This is a genomic window from Dinoroseobacter sp. S76 (assembly GCF_049801095.1).
Lineage (GTDB): Bacteria > Pseudomonadota > Alphaproteobacteria > Rhodobacterales > Rhodobacteraceae > Dinoroseobacter.
Map to the genome: position 1 here is coordinate 215,716 of NZ_JBNAGH010000001.1, position 22,154 is coordinate 237,869.

At 62.9% G+C, this 22,154-nt stretch carries 21 protein-coding genes; 20 read left to right on the forward strand and 1 reads right to left on the reverse strand.

The annotated features are described in order from the left end of the window. Positions 1-11: 11 nt before the first annotated feature. The 5 genes from topA to ACP153_RS01125 all read left to right on the forward strand — a co-directional run bounded on the left by topA (position 12) and on the right by ACP153_RS01125 (position 5,523). The gene (gene topA, locus ACP153_RS01105) at positions 12-2,729 is read left to right on the forward strand and encodes a type I DNA topoisomerase (protein WP_424969121.1); all 2,718 of its coding nucleotides are present in this window, start codon (positions 12-14) and stop codon (positions 2,727-2,729) included. 124 nt (positions 2,730-2,853) lie between these two features. Beyond that, positions 2,854-3,549, forward strand: a complete 696-nt coding sequence (locus ACP153_RS01110; protein ID WP_424965410.1) for a CoA transferase subunit A — start codon at positions 2,854-2,856, stop codon at positions 3,547-3,549. An 11-nt stretch (positions 3,550-3,560) separates the two neighbouring features. Beyond that, positions 3,561-4,577, forward strand: a complete 1,017-nt coding sequence (locus tag ACP153_RS01115; protein ID WP_424969122.1) for a PAS domain-containing protein — start codon at positions 3,561-3,563, stop codon at positions 4,575-4,577. 24 nt (positions 4,578-4,601) lie between these two features. Further along, complete coding sequence (locus tag ACP153_RS01120) at positions 4,602-5,228, forward strand: 3-oxoacid CoA-transferase subunit B (protein ID WP_424969123.1); 627 nt, start codon at positions 4,602-4,604, stop codon at positions 5,226-5,228. A gap of 4 nt (positions 5,229-5,232) precedes the next feature. Then, on the forward strand, positions 5,233-5,523 hold the full coding sequence (locus tag ACP153_RS01125; RefSeq protein WP_424969124.1) for a GNAT family N-acetyltransferase: 291 nt from the start codon (positions 5,233-5,235) through the stop codon (positions 5,521-5,523). Between the two features lie 6 nt (positions 5,524-5,529). Here ACP153_RS01125 and ACP153_RS01130 read toward each other — a convergent pair whose 3' ends face one another. After that, complete coding sequence (locus ACP153_RS01130; protein WP_424969125.1) at positions 5,530-6,300, reverse strand: lytic transglycosylase domain-containing protein; 771 nt, start codon at positions 6,298-6,300, stop codon at positions 5,530-5,532. A gap of 430 nt (positions 6,301-6,730) precedes the next feature. Between ACP153_RS01130 and ACP153_RS01135 the strand changes: the two genes are divergently transcribed. The 15 genes from ACP153_RS01135 to pdeM all read left to right on the forward strand — a co-directional run bounded on the left by ACP153_RS01135 (position 6,731) and on the right by pdeM (position 22,146). Beyond that, a complete protein-coding gene (locus tag ACP153_RS01135; RefSeq protein WP_424969126.1) occupies positions 6,731-6,946 on the forward strand; it encodes a Flp family type IVb pilin in 216 nt (71 codons plus the stop codon). Positions 6,947-7,193: 247 nt separating this feature from the next. Next, positions 7,194-7,409 carry a pilus assembly protein gene (locus ACP153_RS01140; protein ID WP_424969127.1) on the forward strand — a complete coding sequence of 72 codons (216 nt, stop codon included), beginning with the start codon at positions 7,194-7,196 and terminating at the stop codon, positions 7,407-7,409. A 196-nt stretch (positions 7,410-7,605) separates the two neighbouring features. Next, complete coding sequence (cpaB, locus tag ACP153_RS01145) at positions 7,606-8,448, forward strand: Flp pilus assembly protein CpaB (RefSeq protein ID WP_424969128.1); 843 nt, start codon at positions 7,606-7,608, stop codon at positions 8,446-8,448. 179 nt (positions 8,449-8,627) lie between these two features. Further along, complete coding sequence (locus ACP153_RS01150; RefSeq protein WP_424969129.1) at positions 8,628-10,052, forward strand: type II and III secretion system protein family protein; 1,425 nt, start codon at positions 8,628-8,630, stop codon at positions 10,050-10,052. A 4-nt stretch (positions 10,053-10,056) separates the two neighbouring features. Beyond that, a complete protein-coding gene (locus ACP153_RS01155; protein ID WP_424969130.1) occupies positions 10,057-10,701 on the forward strand; it encodes an OmpA family protein in 645 nt (214 codons plus the stop codon). Positions 10,702-10,957: 256 nt separating this feature from the next. Beyond that, complete coding sequence (locus tag ACP153_RS01160; protein ID WP_424969993.1) at positions 10,958-12,202, forward strand: AAA family ATPase; 1,245 nt, start codon at positions 10,958-10,960, stop codon at positions 12,200-12,202. Positions 12,203-12,222: 20 nt separating this feature from the next. Beyond that, entirely contained in the window at positions 12,223-13,674 is a 1,452-nt protein-coding gene (locus ACP153_RS01165; RefSeq protein WP_424969131.1) for a CpaF family protein, read from the forward strand. A 2-nt stretch (positions 13,675-13,676) separates the two neighbouring features. Next, the gene (locus ACP153_RS01170; protein ID WP_424969132.1) at positions 13,677-14,645 is read left to right on the forward strand and encodes a type II secretion system F family protein; all 969 of its coding nucleotides are present in this window, start codon (positions 13,677-13,679) and stop codon (positions 14,643-14,645) included. Positions 14,646-14,654: 9 nt separating this feature from the next. Continuing rightward, positions 14,655-15,644 carry a type II secretion system F family protein gene (locus ACP153_RS01175; protein ID WP_424969133.1) on the forward strand — a complete coding sequence of 330 codons (990 nt, stop codon included), beginning with the start codon at positions 14,655-14,657 and terminating at the stop codon, positions 15,642-15,644. 43 nt (positions 15,645-15,687) lie between these two features. Next, the gene (locus ACP153_RS01180) at positions 15,688-16,215 is read left to right on the forward strand and encodes a tetratricopeptide repeat protein (RefSeq protein ID WP_424969134.1); all 528 of its coding nucleotides are present in this window, start codon (positions 15,688-15,690) and stop codon (positions 16,213-16,215) included. A 46-nt stretch (positions 16,216-16,261) separates the two neighbouring features. Further along, the gene (locus ACP153_RS01185; RefSeq protein WP_424969135.1) at positions 16,262-17,113 is read left to right on the forward strand and encodes a tetratricopeptide repeat protein; all 852 of its coding nucleotides are present in this window, start codon (positions 16,262-16,264) and stop codon (positions 17,111-17,113) included. A 7-nt stretch (positions 17,114-17,120) separates the two neighbouring features. After that, complete coding sequence (locus tag ACP153_RS01190; protein ID WP_424969136.1) at positions 17,121-17,630, forward strand: A24 family peptidase; 510 nt, start codon at positions 17,121-17,123, stop codon at positions 17,628-17,630. Between the two features lie 36 nt (positions 17,631-17,666). Continuing rightward, positions 17,667-18,974 (forward strand): ATPase, encoded by a 1,308-nt coding sequence (locus ACP153_RS01195; RefSeq protein ID WP_424969137.1) that lies wholly within the window; start codon positions 17,667-17,669, stop codon positions 18,972-18,974. Positions 18,975-19,019: 45 nt separating this feature from the next. Beyond that, on the forward strand, positions 19,020-21,428 hold the full coding sequence (locus ACP153_RS01200; protein ID WP_424969138.1) for a ligase-associated DNA damage response DEXH box helicase: 2,409 nt from the start codon (positions 19,020-19,022) through the stop codon (positions 21,426-21,428). Between the two features lie 43 nt (positions 21,429-21,471). Further along, positions 21,472-22,146, forward strand: coding sequence for a ligase-associated DNA damage response endonuclease PdeM (pdeM, locus tag ACP153_RS01205; RefSeq protein WP_424969139.1), 675 nt, complete (start codon positions 21,472-21,474; stop codon positions 22,144-22,146). The last annotated feature ends 8 nt before the right edge of the window (positions 22,147-22,154 follow it).

The window sequence follows — 22,154 nt, forward strand, 5'->3', positions numbered from 1 at the left end:
CAGGAAATCGCATGCCCGTTGTCGTCGTCGAGTCGCCCGCCAAGGCCAAGACAATCAACAAATATCTCGGGAACGACTACACCGTTCTGGCCTCTTATGGGCATGTGCGCGATCTGCCGCCCAAGGACGGATCGGTGGATACCGAGCACGGGTTCGAGATGCTCTGGGAGGTCGCCAGCGACAGCAAGAAACACGTCAAGGCAATCGCCGATGCGCTCAAGGATGACGACACGCTGATCCTCGCAACCGACCCCGATCGCGAGGGCGAGGCGATCAGCTGGCACCTGCAGGAAGCGCTCACCAAGCGCAAGGCGATCAAGAAGAGCACCGATGTCAGCCGCGTGGTCTTCAACGCCATCACAAAGACCGCCGTGACCGAGGCAATGAAGGCCCCGCGCGACGTGGATATGGAGCTGGTCGAGGCCTATCTCGCCCGCCGCGCGCTCGATTACCTCGTGGGGTTCAACCTCTCGCCCGTGCTCTGGCGCAAACTGCCGGGTGCGAAATCCGCGGGCCGGGTCCAGTCGGTCTGCCTGCGCCTGATCGTCGAGCGCGAGATGGAGATCGAAGTCTTCGATCCCAAGGAATATTGGTCCGTCCGCGCCGTGTTCGAAACACCGCGCGGCCAGGCCTATGAGGCAAGGCTGACCTCCCTCGGGGGCAAGAAGCTCGACCGGTTCGATCTGGCCACGGCTGAGGCCGCTGAGCTGGCGGTGCAAGCGGTGACCTCCCGCAGCCTCAGCGTCACGTCGGTCGAGGCCAAGCCGGGCACCCGGAACCCCTCCGCCCCCTTCATGACATCGACATTGCAGCAAGAGGCGAGCCGCAAGTTCGGCTTCGGCGCGCGGCAGACCATGTCCACGGCCCAGCGGCTCTATGAGGCGGGCTACATTACCTACATGCGGACCGACGGGATCGACATGGCCCCGGAGGCCGTGACCGATGCCCGCGACACGATCAAGACCCGCTACGGGGCCGAGTACCTGCCCGGCAGCCCGCGGATCTACAAGAACAAGGCCAAGAACGCTCAGGAAGCGCATGAGTGCATCCGCCCCACGGAGATGGGCCGCGCGCCCGACGACCTCAAGGTCACCGAGCCGGATCAGCGCAAGCTCTATGACCTGATCTGGAAGCGGACGCTTGCGAGCCAGATGGCCGCGGCCAAGCTGGAGCGCACCACGGTGGAGATCGGCGCGCCCGATGGCCAGGTTGAGCTGCGCGCGACCGGTCAGGTCGTGGTCTTTGATGGCTTCATGAAGATCTATACCGAGGGTCGCGACGACGAGAGCACCAGCGATGATGACAAGCGCCTGCCGCAGATCTCGCAGGGGGATGCCGCGCCGCTCCATGCGGGTGGGCTCAACGCGGTTTTCGCCAAAGCGGGCGAGAGCAGCAGCGAGGTGATCGAGACCGCAGCCCCCGCAGGCGGCATGCAGCGCAATGCGGGCGGCCTTCTGTCGGAGAACGGCGCGGTCTTCGGGCAGCAGCATTTCACCCAGCCCCCGCCCCGCTACACCGAAGCGACCCTGGTCAAGCGGATGGAGGAGCTCGGGATCGGGCGCCCGTCCACCTATGCCTCCATCGTGACGACGATCCAGGACCGAGGCTATGTCATCAAGGACAAGAACCGGCTGCGACCCGAGGACAAAGGCCGGCTCGTCACGGTCTTTCTGACCAACTATTTCCGCAAGTATATCGGCTACGATTTCACGGCGGATCTGGAAAACCAGCTCGACGAGGTCTCCGCCGGGGACCGCAACTACAAGGACGTGCTCGACCGGTTCTGGCGCGATTTCTCGGCGGCCATTGCCGAGACCGCCGAGCTGCGCATCACCGATGTGCTCGAGAAGATCAACGAAGTCCTGGCCCCCCACCTCTTCCCGCCGCGCGAGGATGGCAGCCCGCCCCGACAATGCCCGAATTGCGGCATGGGACAGCTCTCCATGCGAACGGCGCGCTCCGGCGGGGCGTTTATCGGCTGCTCGAACTATCCTGAATGCCGCTATACGCGCCCCTTCGGCCCGCCGGGCATGGAAGAGGCCAGCTCGATCCCGCCCGAAGGCAAGCTTCTGGGCGAGGATGGCGGCGACGAGATCCGCGTCTTCAAGGGGCGCTTCGGACCTTATGTCCAGCGCGGCGCCGTGACCGAAGAGAACAAGAAGCCCCCGCGCCAGTCGATCCCCAAGGATTGGGCACCGGAGGAGCTGGAGCTGGAGCGGGCGGTGATGCTGCTCTCCCTGCCACGGCAGATCGGGTTGCACCCGGAGGATGGCGTACCGGTCTGGGCCAATATCGGGCGCTATGGGCCCTACCTCAAACACGCGGACAGCACGTCCAACCGGGGCGGAACCAATGCCAATCTCGAAGGGATCGACGAGGTCTGGACCGTGGGCATGAACCGCGCGGTGCAGCTTCTGGCCGAGAAGGTCGCCTCGCGCGGTGGCCGTGGCGCCGCCGCCAAACCCCTGCGGGAGCTGGGCGAGCATCCCGAGGCAGGCGGCCCGGTCAACATCATGAAGGGCAAATACGGGCCTTATGTGAAATGGGAGAAGGTCAACGCGACCATCCCTGACACGATCGAACCCGATGATGTCACCATGGAAAAGGCGGTCGAGCTGATCGCGGAGCGTCTGGCCAAGTCCGGCAAGAAGGCTCCGGCCAAGAAAAAGACCACCAAGAAGCCCGCGGCCAAGAAGAAAACGACCACGAAAAAGGCGTCTGCGAAATAGAGGGCAAGGCTCTGGCCTGCCCGTCAGTCGCAACAGACAGAATCCCCGATTCTGCCGGTCCGTTTGATTGACACTGCTGCTCTGCAGCGGCAGAACATGGGCAAGTTTTTCGAAGGATGCACCAATGCAGAAAATTTACGGGTCGGCCGCCGAAGCGCTCGATGGGCTCCTGTCTGACAACATGCTGATCGCGGCAGGGGGATTTGGCCTCTGCGGGATCCCCGAACTTCTGATTGCGGCGGTCCGCGATAGCGGCATCAAGGGTCTGACCATCGCCAGCAACAATGCCGGTGTGGACGAGTTCGGGCTGGGCCTTCTGCTGCAGACCAAGCAGGTCGCCAAGATGATGTCCTCCTATGTGGGGGAAAACGACCTCTTCATGCAGCAATACCTGTCCGGCGAGCTCGAGATCGAGTTCAACCCGCAAGGCACCCTGGCCGAGCGGATGCGGGCCGGTGGCTGCGGGATCCCGGGCTTTTACACCAAGACCGGCGTGGGCACCGTGATTGCCGAGGGCAAAGAGCACAAAGACTTCAACGGCGAGACCTACATCATGGAAGAAGGCATCTTTGCCGACCTCTCCATCGTGAAGGCCTGGAAAGCCGATGAGACGGGAAATCTGGTCTTTCGCAAGACTGCGCGCAATTTCAACCCACCCGCCGCAATGTGTGGTAAGGTCTGCGTCGTCGAGGTTGAGGAAATTGTGCCGACCGGTACGCTCGATCCGGATTCGATCCATCTTCCGGGCATTTACGTGCACCGTCTGATCCAGGGCGAGCACGAAAAGCGGATCGAACAACGGACAACGCGCGCCGCCTAAGGGGGGTAAACATGAAGCCACGCACACTGGGAACTGTTCTGGACGACCGCGAGGCCCTGGCGGGGTTTTCGCGTGCGCGTGTGGCCATGGTGCTGACGAATCCCAATATCCATGACAACCCGATCGTTTACGTGAACGACGCGTTCGAGCGGGTGACCGGGTATTCCCGCACTGCGGCCATCGGACGGAACTGCCGGTTCCTGCAAGGCAGCATGACCGATGAGGCCGATGTGGCCAAACTGCGCCGCGCCATCGAACGCGAGGAGGATGTCACGGTTGATATCCTCAACTACCGCGCCAGTGGCGAGCCGTTTCTGAACCGGCTGATCATCGCGCCGGTGAAGTCCGAGGACGGGCATTGCCACTATTTCATCGGCATCCAGAAGGCGATGTCGGACCGGGATATCGACAGCTCGACCCTGAGCATCGAGAAACAGCTCAACGCGGTGCAGCGCCGGGTGCGTCAGGATCTGTCGATGTTGATCGACATCATCCGCGACCAGTCCAACAAGATGGCCTCGGAAGAGGGTTTTGCCGCCCTGGCCCGCCGGATCGAATGCCTGCAGCTTCTCTACGAAGAGATGCGGCTCTCGGATCGCGATGCCTATAAGGAAGGCATCAGCATGGGCAGCTTCCTGACCCGTGTGGCCAACGCGATTGCCCATTCCGACGGGCGGCCGGGCGTTGCATTCTCCATCGATGTGGGCCGGTTCGAGGCCACGCTCGAGACCGCGACGCGCACCGGGCTGATCGTCTCCGAGGTTCTGACCAACGCGTTCCAGCATGCCTTTGTCGGGCTGGATGCGGGTACCGTCCGGATGGAAGTCATCGCCCTGACCGAAGGCGGGTTCCGCGTGGTGGTCTCCGATGACGGCATCGGCATTCCCAGCGATCTTCCGATCCCCAGCACCCAAACCCTCGGCGGGCGTATCGCCACCGAACTAATTGATAGTCTCGAAGGCACGCTGACCTATGTCCGCGGGGCCGCCGGGACCGTTGTGATTATTGACGTGCCCGCGGGCGCGTGACGACTAGAAAAGGATAGGCCGACGATGGCATGGGACCGCAACCAAATGGCGGCGCGCGCTGCGCAGGAGCTGCAGGACGGAATGTATGTGAACCTCGGGATCGGCATTCCGACCCTGGTGTCCAACTACATCCCCGAAGGCGTCACTGTCACCCTGCAGTCGGAAAACGGGATGCTCGGCATGGGCCCCTTCCCCGTTGAGGGCGAAGAAGATGCCGACCTGATCAACGCAGGTAAGCAGACCATCACCGAGCTGCCGCAGACCGCCTATTTCGACAGCGCCCAGAGCTTTGGCATGATCCGTGGCGGCAAAATCGCCATGGCCATCCTTGGCGCCATGGAAGTGGCCGAGAACGGCGATCTGGCGAACTGGATGATCCCGGGCAAGCTCATCAAGGGCATGGGCGGCGCGATGGATCTCGTGGCCGGTGTCGGTCGCGTAGTGGTCGTGATGGATCACACCAACAAGCGCGGTGAGACGAAGCTTCTGAAGGAATGCACCCTGCCCCTGACCGGCAAGGGCGTGGTCGACCGGATCATCACCAATCTGGGTGTGCTCGATGTGGTCGATGGCGGCCTCACGATCGTGGAATGCGCCGAGGGCGTGACCGAGGACGAGCTGCGCGCCGCGACAGACGCGACCCTCGTCTGAGCGCGTGTCCGACGGTGTGATCACCAAGGAACTGGACGGCTCCAAAGGGCGCTATGTGCTGCGCCGCGATGGGGCCGAGGCGGAGGTCACGTTTTCCGTGGCATCGCCGCACACCATCATCGCCGACCATACGGGCGTGCCCGAGGCGATGCGCGGCACCGGGGCGGGCCATGCGCTTGTGGCCTTCATGGTCGAGGATGTCCGGGCGCAGGGGGTCAAGATCGTGCCGCTCTGCCCCTTCGTGAATGCCGAGCGACGCAAGCACCCGGAATGGGCCGACGCCTTTCAGGTCTGACGCGCGTCAGTTCGCGGCCATGGTCGTGAAAACACATCCATCCGAGGCCAGATCCGGCGGCGTGGCGCAGAGGCTCCGTGCCACCTGCCAGGCCGCGAGCACCTTGGGCACATAGGCGCGCGTCTCGGGATAGGCGGGCACGCCCCCGGCCCCTTTCACCGCATTCTCCCCCGCATTGTACCCGGCCAGCGCCAGGATCGCGTCGCCCTGAAACGTGCCCATGAGCCAGTCGAGATAGCGCACGCCCCCGGCGATGTTCTGGGCCGGATCGAACGGGTCCTCCACGTCAAAGCGGGCGGCGGTGGCGGGGATGAGCTGCATCAAGCCTTGCGCGCCCGCTGAGCTGACGGCTTCGCTGCGCCCCGAGGATTCCGTCACCATGACCGAGAGCACCAGCGCCGGGGACACCCGCGTGCCGATGGTCTCGGCAAGGATCGTGCGCCCATGCCGGGCGGCCAGCGCCTGAAGCGCGCCGAGGCTTGGCGCGGCGGGGCCAGCATTGTCGGGACGGGCCACAAACTCCGCCGCATCGAGAAACCGCGCGGGGCCCGCCCCGGCGAGATCCGTGCCCGTCGCCTCCCAGAAGGCCCGTTGAAAGGGCAACTCTTCGGGCAAGGCCCCGGACGGTGTTACTGCAGGCGGAGGCTGTGTTGCCGGATCCGGCCGTGGCGCGATCTGGATGGTGATCCGCCGCGTGGTCCCGGGCGGCGGCGGCGCGATCTTCTTGAAGGTAAAGCCGCCGGGCGGGGTCGGCTCCTCAGCGCTCAGCTCCGCCATCCGGACAGCCTCCGGCGTCGCGAAGGCAGGGCCGACGCCAAGCGCAGCCAGACAAACGCATGCAATACGCGCCTTGGTTTCGAAAAATCCTGGCATTTTCACCGCTCGTGTTTTTCCGAAGTGTTAACCTGCCCGCGCGATCCTTGGCGCTGGAAAATGGCACTCCAGCGGCATGTGAGGCGAGGCTTGTGGCGACAAACACACAGGAAACAAGGGTTTTAGGGTCGGATCGGGCACGATCCACGCAGCAACCCTGCCCTGTCCTTCCCGCAAAACGGTCCCGACATGGCCGAAGCGCGGACCAAATTTGGTCCCATTTTGAGAACAGAGTGTTTCCATACCGAGACGGAGCCCCGGTCGGCCCCATGGGCCATCCCGCCCCAAAAGGTTCGGTACTGAAGACACATGGATCCTTTGGAGGACTGAAAAGATGAAACTCTTCAAGCTCGCACATCGCTTTCGCACCGAAGAAGACGGTGCTGTCACCGTGGACTGGGTCGTTCTGACCGCGGCCATCGTGGGCCTGGGCATCGCCGTTTACGGTGTTGTCTCCGGTGGGATTTCCAATCTCTCGGGCGATATCGACACTCAGCTCGAGACGGATCAGATCAACACATCCTTCCCGGCTGCAGCCCCGGTCGACTAAGCGCGACCTGACAAGACTGGCGACCGCGCGATACGCGCGGTCTTTTGCCCTTTGCATGCCGGCGGTCCCGGCCCCGTGTTCCCTCAAACTCTGCGTAAATCATTTGCAATTGCTCAGAAACGTACCGGCAATCACCCGAAACAGACCACATTGCCGCCCTGTTTGAAACGGACACTGAGACCATCGAAACGAACACCACACAGGCGTCGTGACGGTTTGACATCAAAAGAACCTAAGGAACAAAACAATGAAACTGTTCAAGCTTGCCAAGACTTTCCGCACCGAAGAAGACGGTGCTGTTACGGTTGACTGGGTCGTGCTGACGGCGGCTATCGTGGGCCTCGGAATTGCCGTCTACGGCGTTGTTTCCGGTGGTATTGCCAACCTGTCCGGCGATATCGACACCCAGCTCGAAACCGACCAGATCAACACGTCCTTCCCGGCAGCGGCTCCGGTCGACTAAGAGCCCTCCGGGCGCCTGTAGAGGGCCGCGTCACGGGACGCGGCCTTTCCCACTCGCTCCGGCCCCGCCCTGCCCGCGCGGGCCGCTCTCTGGCCACAAAACGGCCGCAATTGAGCCATGCCGCGGTCCCAGGTCCAGCCTGAGGCACAAGAACATCTGGTTGGCCTATCCGGCCTGAGCAATGCGGAGGCGTATCATGCGATTGATTTTCGGACTCGTCCTGATCCTCGGGGTCGGTCTTGCCGGTTTTGCCGTGATGATGGCAAAGGACCGGTTCGATCAGTATCAGACCGTGGTCGCCAAACAGCAGCAGAAACTCGCCAAGGCTGTCGATGTTGTCGAGGTCTTCGTGATGGACAAGCCCATCCGCTATGGCGAGAAGATCACCAAGGAAGATGTGCGCAAGGTCAGCTGGCCCAAGGACGCTGTGCCCGAAGGCGCCTATCTGACCGAGACCGATCTCTTCCCCGACGAGAAGGGCCGCTTGCGCACCGCCACGCGCGCGATGGAGGCCAATGAGCCCGTCCTCGCGGTCAAGGTCACCGAACCTGGCGAAGATGCGGGCGTCTCTTCGCGGCTGAGCAAGGGCATGCGGGCCTTCGCCATCAGCGTGAACGTGACCTCTGGCGTCTCGGGCTTCCTGCGCCCCGGCGACCGCATTGATGTCTATTGGAGCGGCACGGCCAAAGGGCAGGAAGTCACCAAGCTCATCCAGTCCAGCATGCAGATCATCGGCATCGACCAGAATGCGGATATGGATCGCACCGCCCCCACCATCGCCCGCACGGTCACGGTCGAGGCTGACCCGAAACAGGTCGCTGGCCTCGCCCAGGCCCAGAGGACGGGCAGCCTGTCCCTCTCCCTCGTGGGAGCCGCGGATGAGGCCTATACCGGCTCGATCGAGATCGACCAGAACGAGCTTCTCGGCATCATCGAAGAGGAAAAGGTGGTTGAGCGCGCCGAGGTCGAAGAGGTCTGCACCATCCGCACCCGCCGCGGCTCGGAAGTGGTCGAGATCCCCATCCCCTGCACCAATTGACCTGTGCCTCAAAGGTTAACAGTTGCATAATAGTCACCACCGGAGCCTTGCGCTCCGGTCTTTGTCTCAGGACTGGCCTCTAACCGCATGATTCTTGCCAAAAAGCGCAAGATCCGTCATGGTGGCGGGATAAGGGGCGTCAGACCCCAGATATAGAGTGGTCATAGAGGCAGGATCACATGACGTTGAGAAACTGGGTCAGCGCGGGGCTTTTGGGCCTCTCTCTCGGCATTTCATTCGGCAGCGCTCCGGCGATGTCACAGGTCCTCCGCGTCCAGGAGGGGCAGGCAACCTCGACCTTGCAGGTGCCTCTGAACCGCGCCGTTGTGGTCGAAAGCGACATTCCCTTCGCGGAATTGTCCATCGCCAATCCTGGCATCGCGGATATCGCCACCCTCTCGGATCGCAGCATTTATGTCCTGGGCAAATCCGCCGGGCGCACGACCATGACGCTTCTTGGGGCCGATGGGCGCCTGATCACCAATGTGGATGTGCAGGTCACCCCGGATATCGCGGAATTCAAGGAACGCCTGCAGCAGATCCTGCCCAATGAAGCGATCGAAGTGCGCACGGCCAATGACGGCATCGTGCTCAGCGGCACGGCCTCCAGCCTGATCGCACTCGACCGCGCGCTGGATCTGGCGCAGCGCTATGCGCCGGACCGGGTCTCGAACCTGATGACCGTGGGCGGCACCCAGCAGGTCATGCTAAAGGTCCGCTTCGCTGAGATGCAGCGCTCGGTCAGCAAGCAGCTCTCCAACGGCATGACCGCCGTCTTCAACGGCAGCGATGGCGCCTTCTCCATCGGTCTGGGCTCTGGCGCAATCGCACCGGGCGAGCCGATCGGCGGCGGCGATTCCACGATCCTGAACCTCAACCCGGAAGCGGCAGGCAGCATCGGTCTGGGCTTCAACCTGGGCAATGTCAGCCTCGGCATTCTGCTCGAAGCGCTTGAAAGCAAAGGCGTCGTGCGCACTTTGGCCGAGCCGAACCTCACCGCGCTCTCCGGTCAGGGCGCGAGCTTTCTGGCCGGTGGCGAGTACCCGATCCCCGTCGCCGATGGCGATGGCGGGATCTCGGTGGATTACAAACCCTTCGGTGTGGAGCTCGACTTCATCCCGACGGTACTCGAAGACAAGGTCATCAATCTGGAGCTCGCCGCAGCGGTTTCGGCCCTGGATTCCTCGGCCTCGATCATCACCGACTCCCTGACGGTTCAAGGCTTCAGCCGCCGCGAAACGAACACGACCGTGCAGCTCCGCGATGGGGACAGTTTCGCAATCGCCGGTCTGCTCGAAGACGACTTCCGCGACTTCGCCGGACAGGTGCCGTGGCTGGGTGACATTCCCGTGCTCGGCGCCCTCTTCCGCAGCGCGGATTACGCCCGCAGCCAGTCCGAGCTGGTGATCATCGTCACTGCCCATCTCGTCAGCCCGACCCGGGGCGAGGCACTGGTGCTCCCCACGGACCGGATCCGCATCCCATCGGAGCGGGAGTTCTTCCTCAACGGCAAGCTTGTCAGCGACCGCACGCCCCGGCGCGGCGCCGCCGGCGAAGTGGCGCAACAGGACTTCTCGGGGTCCTATGGCTATGTGATGGAGTGATCCGATGAGCTCTCGCCCCACCCGCCTAGTCGCTGCAGCCGCCTGCCTCACCCTCGCTGCCTGCGCCAACCCGAACGCCGAGATCGGCAGTCAGATTGACGAGGGCGGCTTCGGCACCCCGACCCTGAACAACACGCTCGTGCAAACCGGTGAGATCTCGGCCACGGTCAGCCTCGCCCAGCGCTTTGCCCGCGAAGTGCCCAGCACGATCAATTTCGCCTTCAACCAATCCACGCTCAGCGCAGAGGCGAGGGCTGCCTTGGATGTTCAGGCACGTTTCATCAAGCAGTTCCCCGAGCTGCGCTTTTCGGTCTTTGGCCATACCGACCTGGTCGGAAGCGCCGCCTATAACCAGCGTCTGGGCCGGGCTCGGGCGAATCGCGCAGTGAACTACCTTGTGTCCCAAGGGGTTGACCGGCGGCAACTTCAGGCCCTCGTCTCACTGGGTGAGACGCAACCGCTGATCGTCACCGAGGGCCGCGAGATGCGCAACCGCCGCACTGTGACCGAGGTCAGCGGCTTTATCGAGACCGATCCGATCAAGCTCAACGGCAAATACGCAGCGGTGATCAACCGCGAGTTTGTCGAAGGGGCAAGCTATGAAATCCGCTTCGAAAAGACGGAGTCCGCTGGAGGCGACGGAGGCTAGCCCTTCACACATGTCATACCATCACAATCTTGCCCCGCACGCTATGTGCGGGGTTTTTTCGTAGAATTGTCTGTTCTTCTCTGGCCCAAATCGCGTCTGGCGCGGCGCCATTACTGCCCTGTTTACCTTCGATAACGATACTCGCTGTGACGAACTGTAGAGGTCGGTCGATGGAACGGACCCGACCGAGGTGGCAGGAATGACAGCGGCAGCGCAGCTGAATGGGAGCAATCCAGAGGGTGGAGCGGGCGATCCGATGCAAGGGGCGCCCATTCTCGCCTGTACGGTATCGCGCGACGTTCAGAATTTCGAAATCCTGATTGATGAGATGGAAGCCGAGTTCAAGGATGGCTGGGGCGATCTGCGGATCTCTGACACCCTGTCCTTTCTCGATCAGCCGGACGCCGCCCTGCTCAAGGTCATCGCGCTTGCGCTGGATATCGAGGATGAGCCGGATATCGAGACGATCCTCTCGATCGTCCACAAGGCGACGGATCTCTCCATCGCGGTGCTGCTGATCGCGGATGAGCTTGACCCTCTGATCCTGCACCAGGTGCTCCAGGCCGGGGCGCGGGAGTTTCTCCCCTACCCCATGCCCGAGGCGGGTCTGTCGGAAGCGGTTGAGCGTCTTTCCAAGGCCGATCGCCCGCCGCTCGCCGCTGCAAATGCCGTGGATACCACGCAAAATGCAGCGACCGAGGCCAGCCTGCCGTCGCGAACCACAACGGGCTGCACAATCTTTGCAATTCAGGGGCTTGCGGGCGGTGTCGGCGCCACGAACCTCGCGGTGAACCTCGCCTGGGAGCTTGCCACCCTGAAGGGGGAGACCCCGCGCGTGGGCCTTCTGGACATGGACCAGCAATTCGGCTCCGTGGCGACCTATCTCGACCTGCCGCGCAAGGATCTGATTTTCGAGCTGATGTCGGATATCGAGACCCTGGATGAGGATGTCTTCCGGCAAGCTCTGCAGACGGTGGATGGCAAGCTGAGCGTCTTCACCTCCCCGACGGAGATCCTGCCGCTCGACCTGCTGCCGCCCGAGGAAATGGAGAAGCTGATCAACACCGCCGCAGGCATGTTTGACTATCTCGTCATCGACATGCCCAGCGCGCTTGTGAACTGGACGGAAACGGCCCTGCGCATGTCGGATGTGTTCTTCCCGGTGATCGAACTGGATCTTCGCTCGGCCCAGAACGCCCTGCGTTTTGTCCGGACCCTTCGCTTCGAAGATCTGCCAGTGGAGAAACTGCGCTTTGTGCTGAACCGAGCCCCGAAAATGACCGATCTGTCGGGCAAGTCGCGGGTCAAGCGCATGGCTGAAAGCCTCGATATATCCTTTGGGGAAAAGCTGCCCGATGGGGGCAAGGCCGTCGCAGAGTCCAATGATCATGGGTCCCCGCTGGCTCTGCGGTCCTCCAAGAACCCACTGCGCAAAGAGATCGCCAAGCTTGCCAAGTCCCTGCACGAGATCAGCGCGGGCTCGGCCGTCGCAGGCGGCTAGGGTCGAGAAAGGGCGCAATCATGTTCGCAAAATATCGCAAAGACGCCCCGACCAAACCCGGCGCCCGCCCTCCGGTCCCCGCTGCGGCGCAGGCGGCCGCCGCCACGGCCGTCAAAACCGCGCCAAAACCCGCCGCACCGAAAGCGGCCCAACAACCTGTCAAAACCGCGCCAACGGAAGTTTCAGAGAAAGAAGCGCGGCGCGAGCAAAAACTCAATGAACTCAAGGTCTCGCTCCACAAGCAACTGCTTGAGGAGCTGAACCTCGCCGCGCTTGAGAGCGCCAGCGAGAAAGAGCTTCGCGCCGAGATCACGCAGATCGCAAACGAGTCCCTCGCCAGTATGAGCGTCGCGCTCAACAAGGATGAGCGGCGCGCGCTCTACGAGGAACTTTATGATGAGGTCCGCGGTCTCGGTCCCCTTGAGCCCTTGCTCAAGGATGATGACGTGAACGACATTCTCGTGAACGGCCCGCAGAGGGTCTTTGTGGAGCGCGCGGGCAAGCTGGAGCTTTCGGATGTGAAGTTCCGGGATGAAAAGCATCTCCTGCGGATCATCGACAAGATCGTCTCGGCAGTTGGCCGCCGCGTGGACGAACAGAACCCCTATGTGGACGCGCGTCTCGCCGATGGCTCTCGTTTCAATGCGATGGTCGGGCCCATCGCCTGTGACGGCAGCCTCGTCTCCATCCGGAAGTTCAAAAAAGACAAGCTCGGCATTGATGACCTCGTCAATTTCGGCGCATTTTCCGAAGAAATGGCCGTATACCTGCAAGCCGCTGTGGCCTGCCGCTTGAACGTGATCGTCTCCGGCGGGACCGGGTCTGGCAAGACCACGACGCTCAATGCGCTCAGCTCCTTCATCGACAATTCCGAACGCATTCTCACCATCGAGGATACGGCGGAACTGCAACTCCAGCAGGTTCATGTGGGCCGCATGGAAAGCCGCCCCGCCAATGTCGAGGGTAAGGGCGCGGTGACCCAGCGGGACTGCCTGCGCAACGCCCTGCGAATGCGCCCGGACCGCATCATCGTCGGGGAAACCCGTGGTGAGGAGGTGATCGATATGCTGCAGGCCATGAATACGGGCCATGACGGGTCGATGACCACGATCCACGCCAACTCCGCCCGCGACGGGGTGAGCCGTCTAGAGAACATGGTCGCCATGGCCGGGATCGAGATGCCCATCCGCGCGCTTCGCGCCCAGATCTCGTCGGCGGTCAACCTGATCGTCCAGGCCTCGCGTTTGCAGGATGGCTCCCGCCGCATGGTGTCGATCACCGAGATCACCGGGATGGAAGGCGACATCATCTCCATGCAGGAAGTGTTCCGCTACCAGCGCACGGGCCTCTTGCCCGATGGCAAGATCAAAGGGCATTTCACCGCGACCGGTGTGCGCTCCCACTACTCCGACCGCTTCAAGCAATGGGGCTATGACATCCCGGCTTCCATCTATGAACCCACGAAGGGCTGACCATGCAGCTGAGCATAGAACCCCTTATTTACATTGGTATTTTCGTCGGCGTCTTGTTTCTGGTCGAGGGAATCTATCTGGTTGCCTTCGGCAAATCGATCAGCCTGAACAGCAAGGTCAATCGCCGCCTCGACATGCTGGACAAGGGCGCCACGCGCGACGCGGTGCTCGAACAACTCCGCAAGGAGATGTCCCAACACAAGACCACATCGATCCTGCCCCTCTACGCCATGCTCGCGGACAAGGCCAAGAAGGGGAATGTCGCCTTCTCACCCGCCGCACTGATCATGATCATGGGCGTGCTGACCGTCGTCTCTTTTGTCGGCCTTTCAATCGGCACCCAGGCCTCCATGCCCGTGCGCTGCGTGGCGGCGGTCGCGATCGGGGTCGGCGCGGTCTACATGTGGGTGAACAAGAAGGCCAAGCAACGTCTCGCCATGATCGAGGAGCAGTTGCCCGACGCGGTGGAGCTCATGGTCCGCTCCCTGCGCGTCGGCCACCCTTTTTCCTCCGCCATCAATATCGTCGCCAAGGAGGTCGCCGACCCGCTTGGGACCGAGTTCGGAATGATCGCGGATGAGGCTGCCTATGGGCGCGATGTGACCGAAGCACTGAAAGAACTGGCGGAGCGCATGGATATGCAGGATCTGCGGTTCCTTGCGGTCGCCGTCTCGATCCAGTCGCAATCCGGCGGCAATCTGGCGGAGATCCTCGATGGTCTCGCCAAGGTGATCCGCGCTCGTTTCAAACTCTTCCGCCGGGTGAAGGCAATCACAGCCGAGGCGAAATGGTCTGGGATGTTCCTCTCAGGCTTTCCGTTCCTTGCGCTTGTCGGGATCAACCTGATGGAGCCGGACTACTACGCCGATGTAAAAGACACCCCCGCCTTCATACCGGCCTGCGTGATCGTGGCCGTGTTCCTGACCATCAACATCATCTTCATGAAGATGATGGTGAACATCAAAGTCTAGGGGTCGGTCATGCTGGAGAGCGTCAACGGAATTCTGGTTCAGTACCTAGGCCCCCTCGGCCCCGTACTCGCTGTGGGCTTTCTCGGGGCGATACTTGTTCTCGTCACACTGCCGGTCCTTTTGCGGAAGGAGCAGGATCCGCTTCTCAAGCTGAAGGAAGAGCGGCTCGGTCGGAAATCCGCAGATGGCGAGGACGGGCGCGCGACAGCCCTGCGCCAGGATGATCCCGGCAAGAAGCTCGAGCGCTTTTCGCAATATCTCGAACCGCAGGATAATGCGGAGCTGTCCGCGATCCGCCTGAAACTGATCCAGGCTGGTTACCGTCAGAAGTCTTCGGTCAAGATCTTCCACTTCGCCCAATTCGCCCTCGGCTTGGGCCTTCTCTTTGTCGGGGTCTTCTACACCTTTCTCTTCGGCGGCGGCGAAGAGCCGGACGTCACCAAGGCCGCCCTGACCACGCTCGTCCCCGGACTGTGCGGCTACTACCTGCCAAAATATTGGGTCGATAAGCGGATCGAGAAACGCCAGGAAGAAATCACCAACGGATTCCCGGACAGTCTCGACCTGATGTTGGTCTGTGTAGAGGCGGGCCAAGGCCTGGACCAAGCCATCATCCGCGTCGCTCATGAGATCCGCGCAGGCTTCCCCGCCCTTGCGGATGAGTTTGAAATGGTCGCGTTCGAGATCAAGGCCGGCAAGGACAAGATCACCGTGCTGAAAGACATGTCCGAACGCTGCGGCGTCGGGGATGTCACCTCCTTCGTCACAGTTCTGATCCAGTCGCAATCCTTCGGCACATCCATCGCCGACGCCTTGCGCGTCTATGCCAGCGAGATGCGTGACAAACGGGTCATGCGCGCCGAAGAAAAGGCCAATGTTCTGCCGACAAAGCTGACACTGGGAACAATGATGTTTACCGTTCCACCACTCCTGATCATCCTGATCGGGCCGTCCATGTGGAGCATCTATGAAAGCTTGTCCCAACGCGGTGGCCCGTAGCGCTGCAGCCCGCCTCGCCTTTGCCGGGATCGCAACAAGCCTTGTGATCGGATGCACGCCAGACACCCCAACGCTCGAGGATCTCGGGGACAACCCCTTCCCCCCCAGCGCACTCGCTCTAGACGAAGAGGCGGTGGATGGCCTCATCGTCGGCAACCGGCTGATGGAGGCCGGGGAGTACGATCTCGCGCTCCGGGCCTTTTTCCGCGCAGGCGCGGAACAGGGCATGACCGCAGATGTGCTCAGCGGGATCGGTTCCGCCAACCTGAAACTCGGGCGGCTTGAACAGTCCGAAACCCTATTGCGGCAGGCGGTGGAAGAAGACCCTGATTTCGTTCCTGCCTGGAACAACCTCGGTGCGGTGCTCATGGAACGCGGCGAATATGGCGAAGCCTCCCGCGTCTTTCAGCAGGCCTTTGCCCTCGACAGTGGCAATTCGGACGACATTCGCAACAACCTCCGCCTCGCTATCGCAAAACGCGACCAGGTGAGCTACGTTGGGCCTAGCGAAAACAACGAGTTCGACCTGGTTTGGCAAGGCAATGGCAGCTACCTGCTGATTTCGCCCTGACCTGATCGGGATCGCGCCGCATCGAGCAGAAAAAAGGACGCGACCCATGCGTTACGCGCAGGCTTGGGCCCCAACGGCCCTGGCGTTGCTGGTTCTTGGAGCCTGCACGCCCTCGGAGGAAATCGATGTCACCCGCGAGTTGGATGCGGTTAACGTCATCGATGAAAGCAATCTCAATACGCTGATGCTGAACTCGGCTGACCCCGAAGAGGCCGTGGCCTACTTCCAGCGCGCCTCGAAGGAGATGCCAGAACGCGTTGATTTGCAACGCGGTTTGGCGAAGTCCATGGTGCGCAGCGGCAATGCCAGCTCGGCGGTTTCCGCCTGGCAAAAGGTCGTCGAAAGCGATGAGGTCACGGATGAGGACCGCGTGGACTTTGCCGACGCCCTGATCCGTGCCGGCGAGTGGGAGCGCGCGCAGCAACAGCTCGACAGCGTACCGCCGACCTTCGAGACCTTCAAACGCTACCGTCTGGAGGCCATGGTTGCCGATAGCGAAAAGGACTGGCGCGCCGCCGACAGTTTCTATGAGATTGCCGTTGGGCTCACCACACGCCCGTCGGGCGTGCTCAACAATTGGGGCTATTCCAAGCTCACCCGGGGCGATTTCCGCGGCGCCGAAAAGCTCTTTAACGAGGCGATCGGCTATGATCCGGACCTCTTCATTGCCAAGAACAACCTGGTTCTGGCCCGGGGCGCCCAGCGGAACTACGCCCTGCCCCCCGTACCCGTGACCCAGGTCGAACGGGCGCAATTGTTGCACACTCTTGCCCTATCGGCGATCAAACAGGGAGATATTGCGACCGGGCGCGGCTTGCTGCGCGAAGCGATCGACACCCATCCCCAGCATTTTGAGGCCGCCGTACGCGCGCTGAGGACGCTGGACAGCGAAGCCTGAGGACCAGATGACAGACCCGGCGACCGGCACCATCTTCTTTCTGCTGCTTGTGTCGCCGATCTGCGTTTATGTCGCTTGGAGCGACATGAAATTCATGCGCATCCCCAACTGGACGGTGCTGGCGCTTCTTGCGGTCTTCGCCCTGGTCGGGCCCTTCGTGCTGCCCTTGACGGAATATGGTTGGCGCTGGATCCATGTCCTCGTGATCCTTGGCATCGGCTTTGTGGTCTCCGCACTGCGCCTCGTGGGCGCCGGAGACGCTAAATTCGCCGCCGCCATGGCCCCGTACGTGGCCCTGCATCACGCAACGCTCGTGTTGGTCCTGTTTGCAGCGGTTCTACTTGCCGCCTTTGCAACCCATCGCGCGGCGCGCCGTGTGCCTGCCCTACGCGGGCTCACGCCCGATTGGGAAAGCTGGACGCGAGACCGCGATTTTCCCATGGGCCTCGCGCTCAGCGGCACCCTGCTGTTGTACCTCGCGCTGCCTCTGATCCTGCCTGCGGTAACACTCCGTTAGGAGCCTCGCGCCTAGACTGGGCGCGGGAGTTCCGGGATGACACAACATAGCACGCTGTCCATTGCCCCTGCCAATCCACGCAGCGTGGCCGATCTCGGTCTACCTGCCACGATGCTGCAGGATCTGTTGCTGAAGACCATGTTTCGGCGGTCCCTGACGCGCGCGACCGAGATGTCCGAGGCCATGTCGATCCCCGTCCCTCTTGTGCAGGACCTGATTGACACGGCAAGACAGTTGAAGATGGTCGAGGCGCTTGGCTCCCTGACCTCCGAAGGCGCGGAAGAGATGCGCTTTGCCCTGTCCGATCAGGGAAAGGCCCGCGCGCTCGATGCCCTCACGCAATCCGAGTATTACGGTGCCATTCCCGTCCCGATGGAGCATTTTGCCGAACAGGCTGAGCGCCAATCGATCAAGAACGTGGTGCTCACCCCGGAAAAACTGGCCCAATCCATGGGCCATCTGGTCCTGCCCAAGGGTCTGCTGCAGCAGCTTGGTCCTGCGGTGACCTCCGGTCGGTCGGTGCTGCTCTATGGTCCGCCGGGCAACGGGAAGTCCTCGATCTCCAACGGCATTCGCGACGCCATGGGCGACCATGTCTATGTGCCGCGCGCGATCTGCTATGGCGGCCAGATCATCACGGTCTTTGACCCGGTGGTGCATACGCCTGTCGCCCCGCCGACACAGCAGACCTCCAGCCTGCGCCGCAGCATCGGCCATGACCAGCGCTATGTCTGCTGCAAGCGCCCGGCGGTGATCACCGGCGGGGAGCTGGAGCTGGCCATGCTCGATCTCAACTACAACCCCGTAGCGCGGACTTACACGGCGCCCCTGCAGATGAAGGCGACCGGCGGGATCTTCATCGTCGACGATCTGGGGCGACAGGCCGAACCACCTCAGGCGCTAATCAACCGCTGGATTGTCCCGATGGAGGCGGGCTATGACATCCTCGCGCTGCAATCGGGCGAGAAATTCATCGTGCCTTTCGACACGCTCGTGGTCTTTTCCACCAATTTCCACCCGAACGAGATCTTCGACAACGCGGCTCTGCGAAGGGTCTTCTTCAAGCTGAAGATCGACGGCCCCACCAAAGAGGAATTCCTCAAGATCTTCGGGCTGGTGGCAAAGGCCAAAAAGGTGCCGTTGGATGAGGCGAGCCTCGTCCATCTGATGACCCGGAAATACCCCGAAGTGGACCATGTCTACGCCAACTTCCACGCGAATTTCCTTCTGGATCAAATGATTGCTGTTTGCCGCTATGAAGGCGTACCAAACCATATGTCGCCCGAACTGATCGACCGAGCCTGGTCGAACCTCTATGTGGATGAGGGCGAGATCGCCCATTGAGCGCGGCACCTTGGCCCCTAGCCCGGGCTGCTCTATCTGAAGGGCATGACGCCCGACCTGCCCCCGAGCCTGACCCGCTGGATCTCCGACCAGGGATGGGCGCTCCACCCCCATCAACGCGACATGCTCGCCCGGGCCGCCGATCCGGCGCTGCTCCTGATCGCGCCAACCGGTGGCGGCAAAACCCTTGCGGGCTTCTTGCCGACCCTGGCCGAACTGGGCCCCGAACCAGCCGACGGGTTGCACACGCTCTACATCTCGCCCCTCAAGGCGCTGGCCGCAGATATCAAACGCAACCTGCGCCGCCCGGTTGAGGAGGCCGGGCTCGCCATCCGGATCGAAGATCGCACGGGCGACACCTCCCAGAGCCAGCGCAAACGCCAGCGCGCCGACCCGCCTCATATCTTGCTGACGACGCCCGAAAGCCTCGCCCTGATGCTCAGCTACGAAGATGCGGCGCGCACCTTTGCCGGGGTGCAGCGGGTCATCGTCGATGAGATCCACGCGCTCGCGGAATCCAAACGCGGGGATCAGCTCATGCTCTGCCTCGCGCGGTTGCAAACCCTCGTCCCCGAGCTGCGGCGGGTCGGGCTATCGGCGACGGTAGAGGACCCCGAGGCCATCGCCCGCTTTCTCGCGCGCCATCCCGACCCTTGCGCCATTCTCCATGCGGATCCCGGCCCGGCCCCGGATATAACCATGCTCGAAACCGACGCGCCGCCCCCCTGGACGGGCGGCGGTGGGCGCTATGCGATCCCGGCGATCCTGAACGCGGTGCGCGCCCATAAGACCACGCTCATCTTTCACAACACCCGCGCCCAGGCGGAGCTGTTTTTTCACGCGCTCTGGCTCGCCAATGAAGAGGCGCTGCCGATCGGGATCCATCACGGCTCCCTCTCGCGGGAGCAGCGCCAAAAGGTCGAGACCGCCATGGCCGAGGGCGCGTTGCGCGCCATCGTCTGCACTGGCTCGCTCGATCTCGGCATCGACTGGGGCGATGTGGATCTGGTGATTCAGGTCGGCGCGCCAAAGAACGTCAAACGTCTGGTGCAACGGATCGGCCGCGCGAACCACCGCTACAACGCGCCTTCGAAAGCGCTGCTTGTACCCGCCAACCGCTTCGAGGTCGTGGAATGCCACGCTGCGCTCAAGACCATGGCGGCGGGTCAGCTTGATGGCGAGACCCGCGCCGAGGGGCCCCGCGATGTGCTCTGCCAGCATATCCTGAACGTGGCGGCCTCCGGCCCTTTCGACGCCGAGGATCTCTATCGCGAAATCACCAGTGCCGGGGCCTATCAAACCCTCGACCGCGCGGGGTTCGACGATTGTCTGAGTTTCTGTGCGACCGGTGGCTATGCCCTGCGCGCCTATGACCGCTGGCAGCGCCTGCTTCAGCGCCCGGATGGCCGGTGGCAGCTCCGCGATCCGCGCAGCGGGCGGGCCATCCGCATGAATATCGGCACGATCATCGACACCGAAACCCTCAAGGTCCGGCTGAAGAACCGGCGCGGCGGCACCCCGCTGGGCGAAATTGAGGAGGGGTTTGCGGCCACCCTCACCCCCGGCGACACCTTTCTGATCGGGGGCCAGATCGTCCGCTACGAGGGGTTGAACGAGCTGACCGTCGAAGTGACCCGCCGCGCGGACAAGCAGCCCAAGATCGCCACCTTCATGGGGACGAAATTTGCCACCTCCACCCAACTCAGCCAGACGATCCTCGAGATGTTCCGCCAGCCGGACTGGCCCGAGCTGCCGGAGGCGACCCGCGACTGGCTCCACCTCCAACGGCGGGTCTCGAAACTGCCCGAGGCCGAGCGGATGCTGATCGAAACCTTCCCCTTCGAAGACCGCAACTACCTCGTCTGCTACGGTTTTGCCGGGCGCAATGCACAGCAGACGCTGGGCCTGTTGCTGAGCCAACGGATGGAGGCCGCCGGGCTCGACCCGGTTGGCTTTGTCGCCACGGACTACGCCACGATGCTCTGGGGGCTGGAAGAGGTGACCGACCCCGCCGCCCTTGTCCGACCGGACGGGCTGCGCGACGGGTTTGACCACTGGCTCTCGGGCAACGCGGTGATGAAACGGACCTTTCGCGCCTCGGCGATCATTGCCGGGCTGATCGAGCGCAACACGCCCGGGCGGCGCAAGGCCGGGCGGCAGGCCACCTTCTCATCCGACATCCTCTATGACACGCTGCTGAAATACGATCCCGACCATGTCCTCATGCAGATCACCCGCGAAGAGGCGCGCCGCGGCCTCGTGGATTTCTCACGGATCGAAGAGCTTCTGGCGCGCACCACGGGGCGCATCGACCATTACCGGCTCGACCGGCTCAGCCCCCTCGCCGCGCCAATGATGCTGGAACGGGGCCGCGTGCCCATTGCCGGGGCCGCCGAGGACCGGATGGTCGCCGAGGCGGCAGCGGCCTTGATGACCGAAGCCGGGCTCGACTGAAATCCTGCTTGCGCCGCGCTGGGAAATGGTGTTGGACCAAAGCATGAACACGCAGGATTTCACCTTTGCCGGGGCCGACCTGTCCGCTTTGCCGAGCGGCGCGCTCTGGTGGGCGGCGGAGCGGTTGCTCGTGGTGTCCGACCTGCATCTGGGCAAATCCGAACGCATCGCCCGGCGCCACGGCGCGCTTTTACCACCCTATGAGAGCGCCGAGACCCTGTCCCGGCTGGAGGCGGATCTGGCGGCCACGGATCCGGCGCAAGTGGTCTGCCTCGGCGACAGTTTCGACGATCTGGCGGCCAGCCTGGCCCTGCCCGCGGCGATCCGCACCCGGATCGAGGCGGCGCAATCCGGGCGGCACTGGGTCTGGGTCGAGGGCAATCACGATCCCGGCCCCCTCGGGCTGGCGGGCGCCCATGAGATCGAATGGCGCTGCGGACCCCTGCGGTTTCGGCATATTGCCGAAGACGGAGCGACCACGCCGGGAGAGGTGTCTGGCCATTATCACCCGAAATGCCGCCTGAACCTGCGCAGCGGGCAGAGGATCTCCCGCGCCTGTTTCCTGCTGGATGCCACGCGCCTGATCCTGCCCGCCTATGGCGCCTATACCGGGGGGCTGCATTGCCATTCCGCCCCCCTGACCAGCCTGATGGCCGCGGATGCGCGCGCGATCCTCACGGGGCCGCAGCCCTGCATGGTGCCCATGCCCCGCGCCTAAACCGGTTT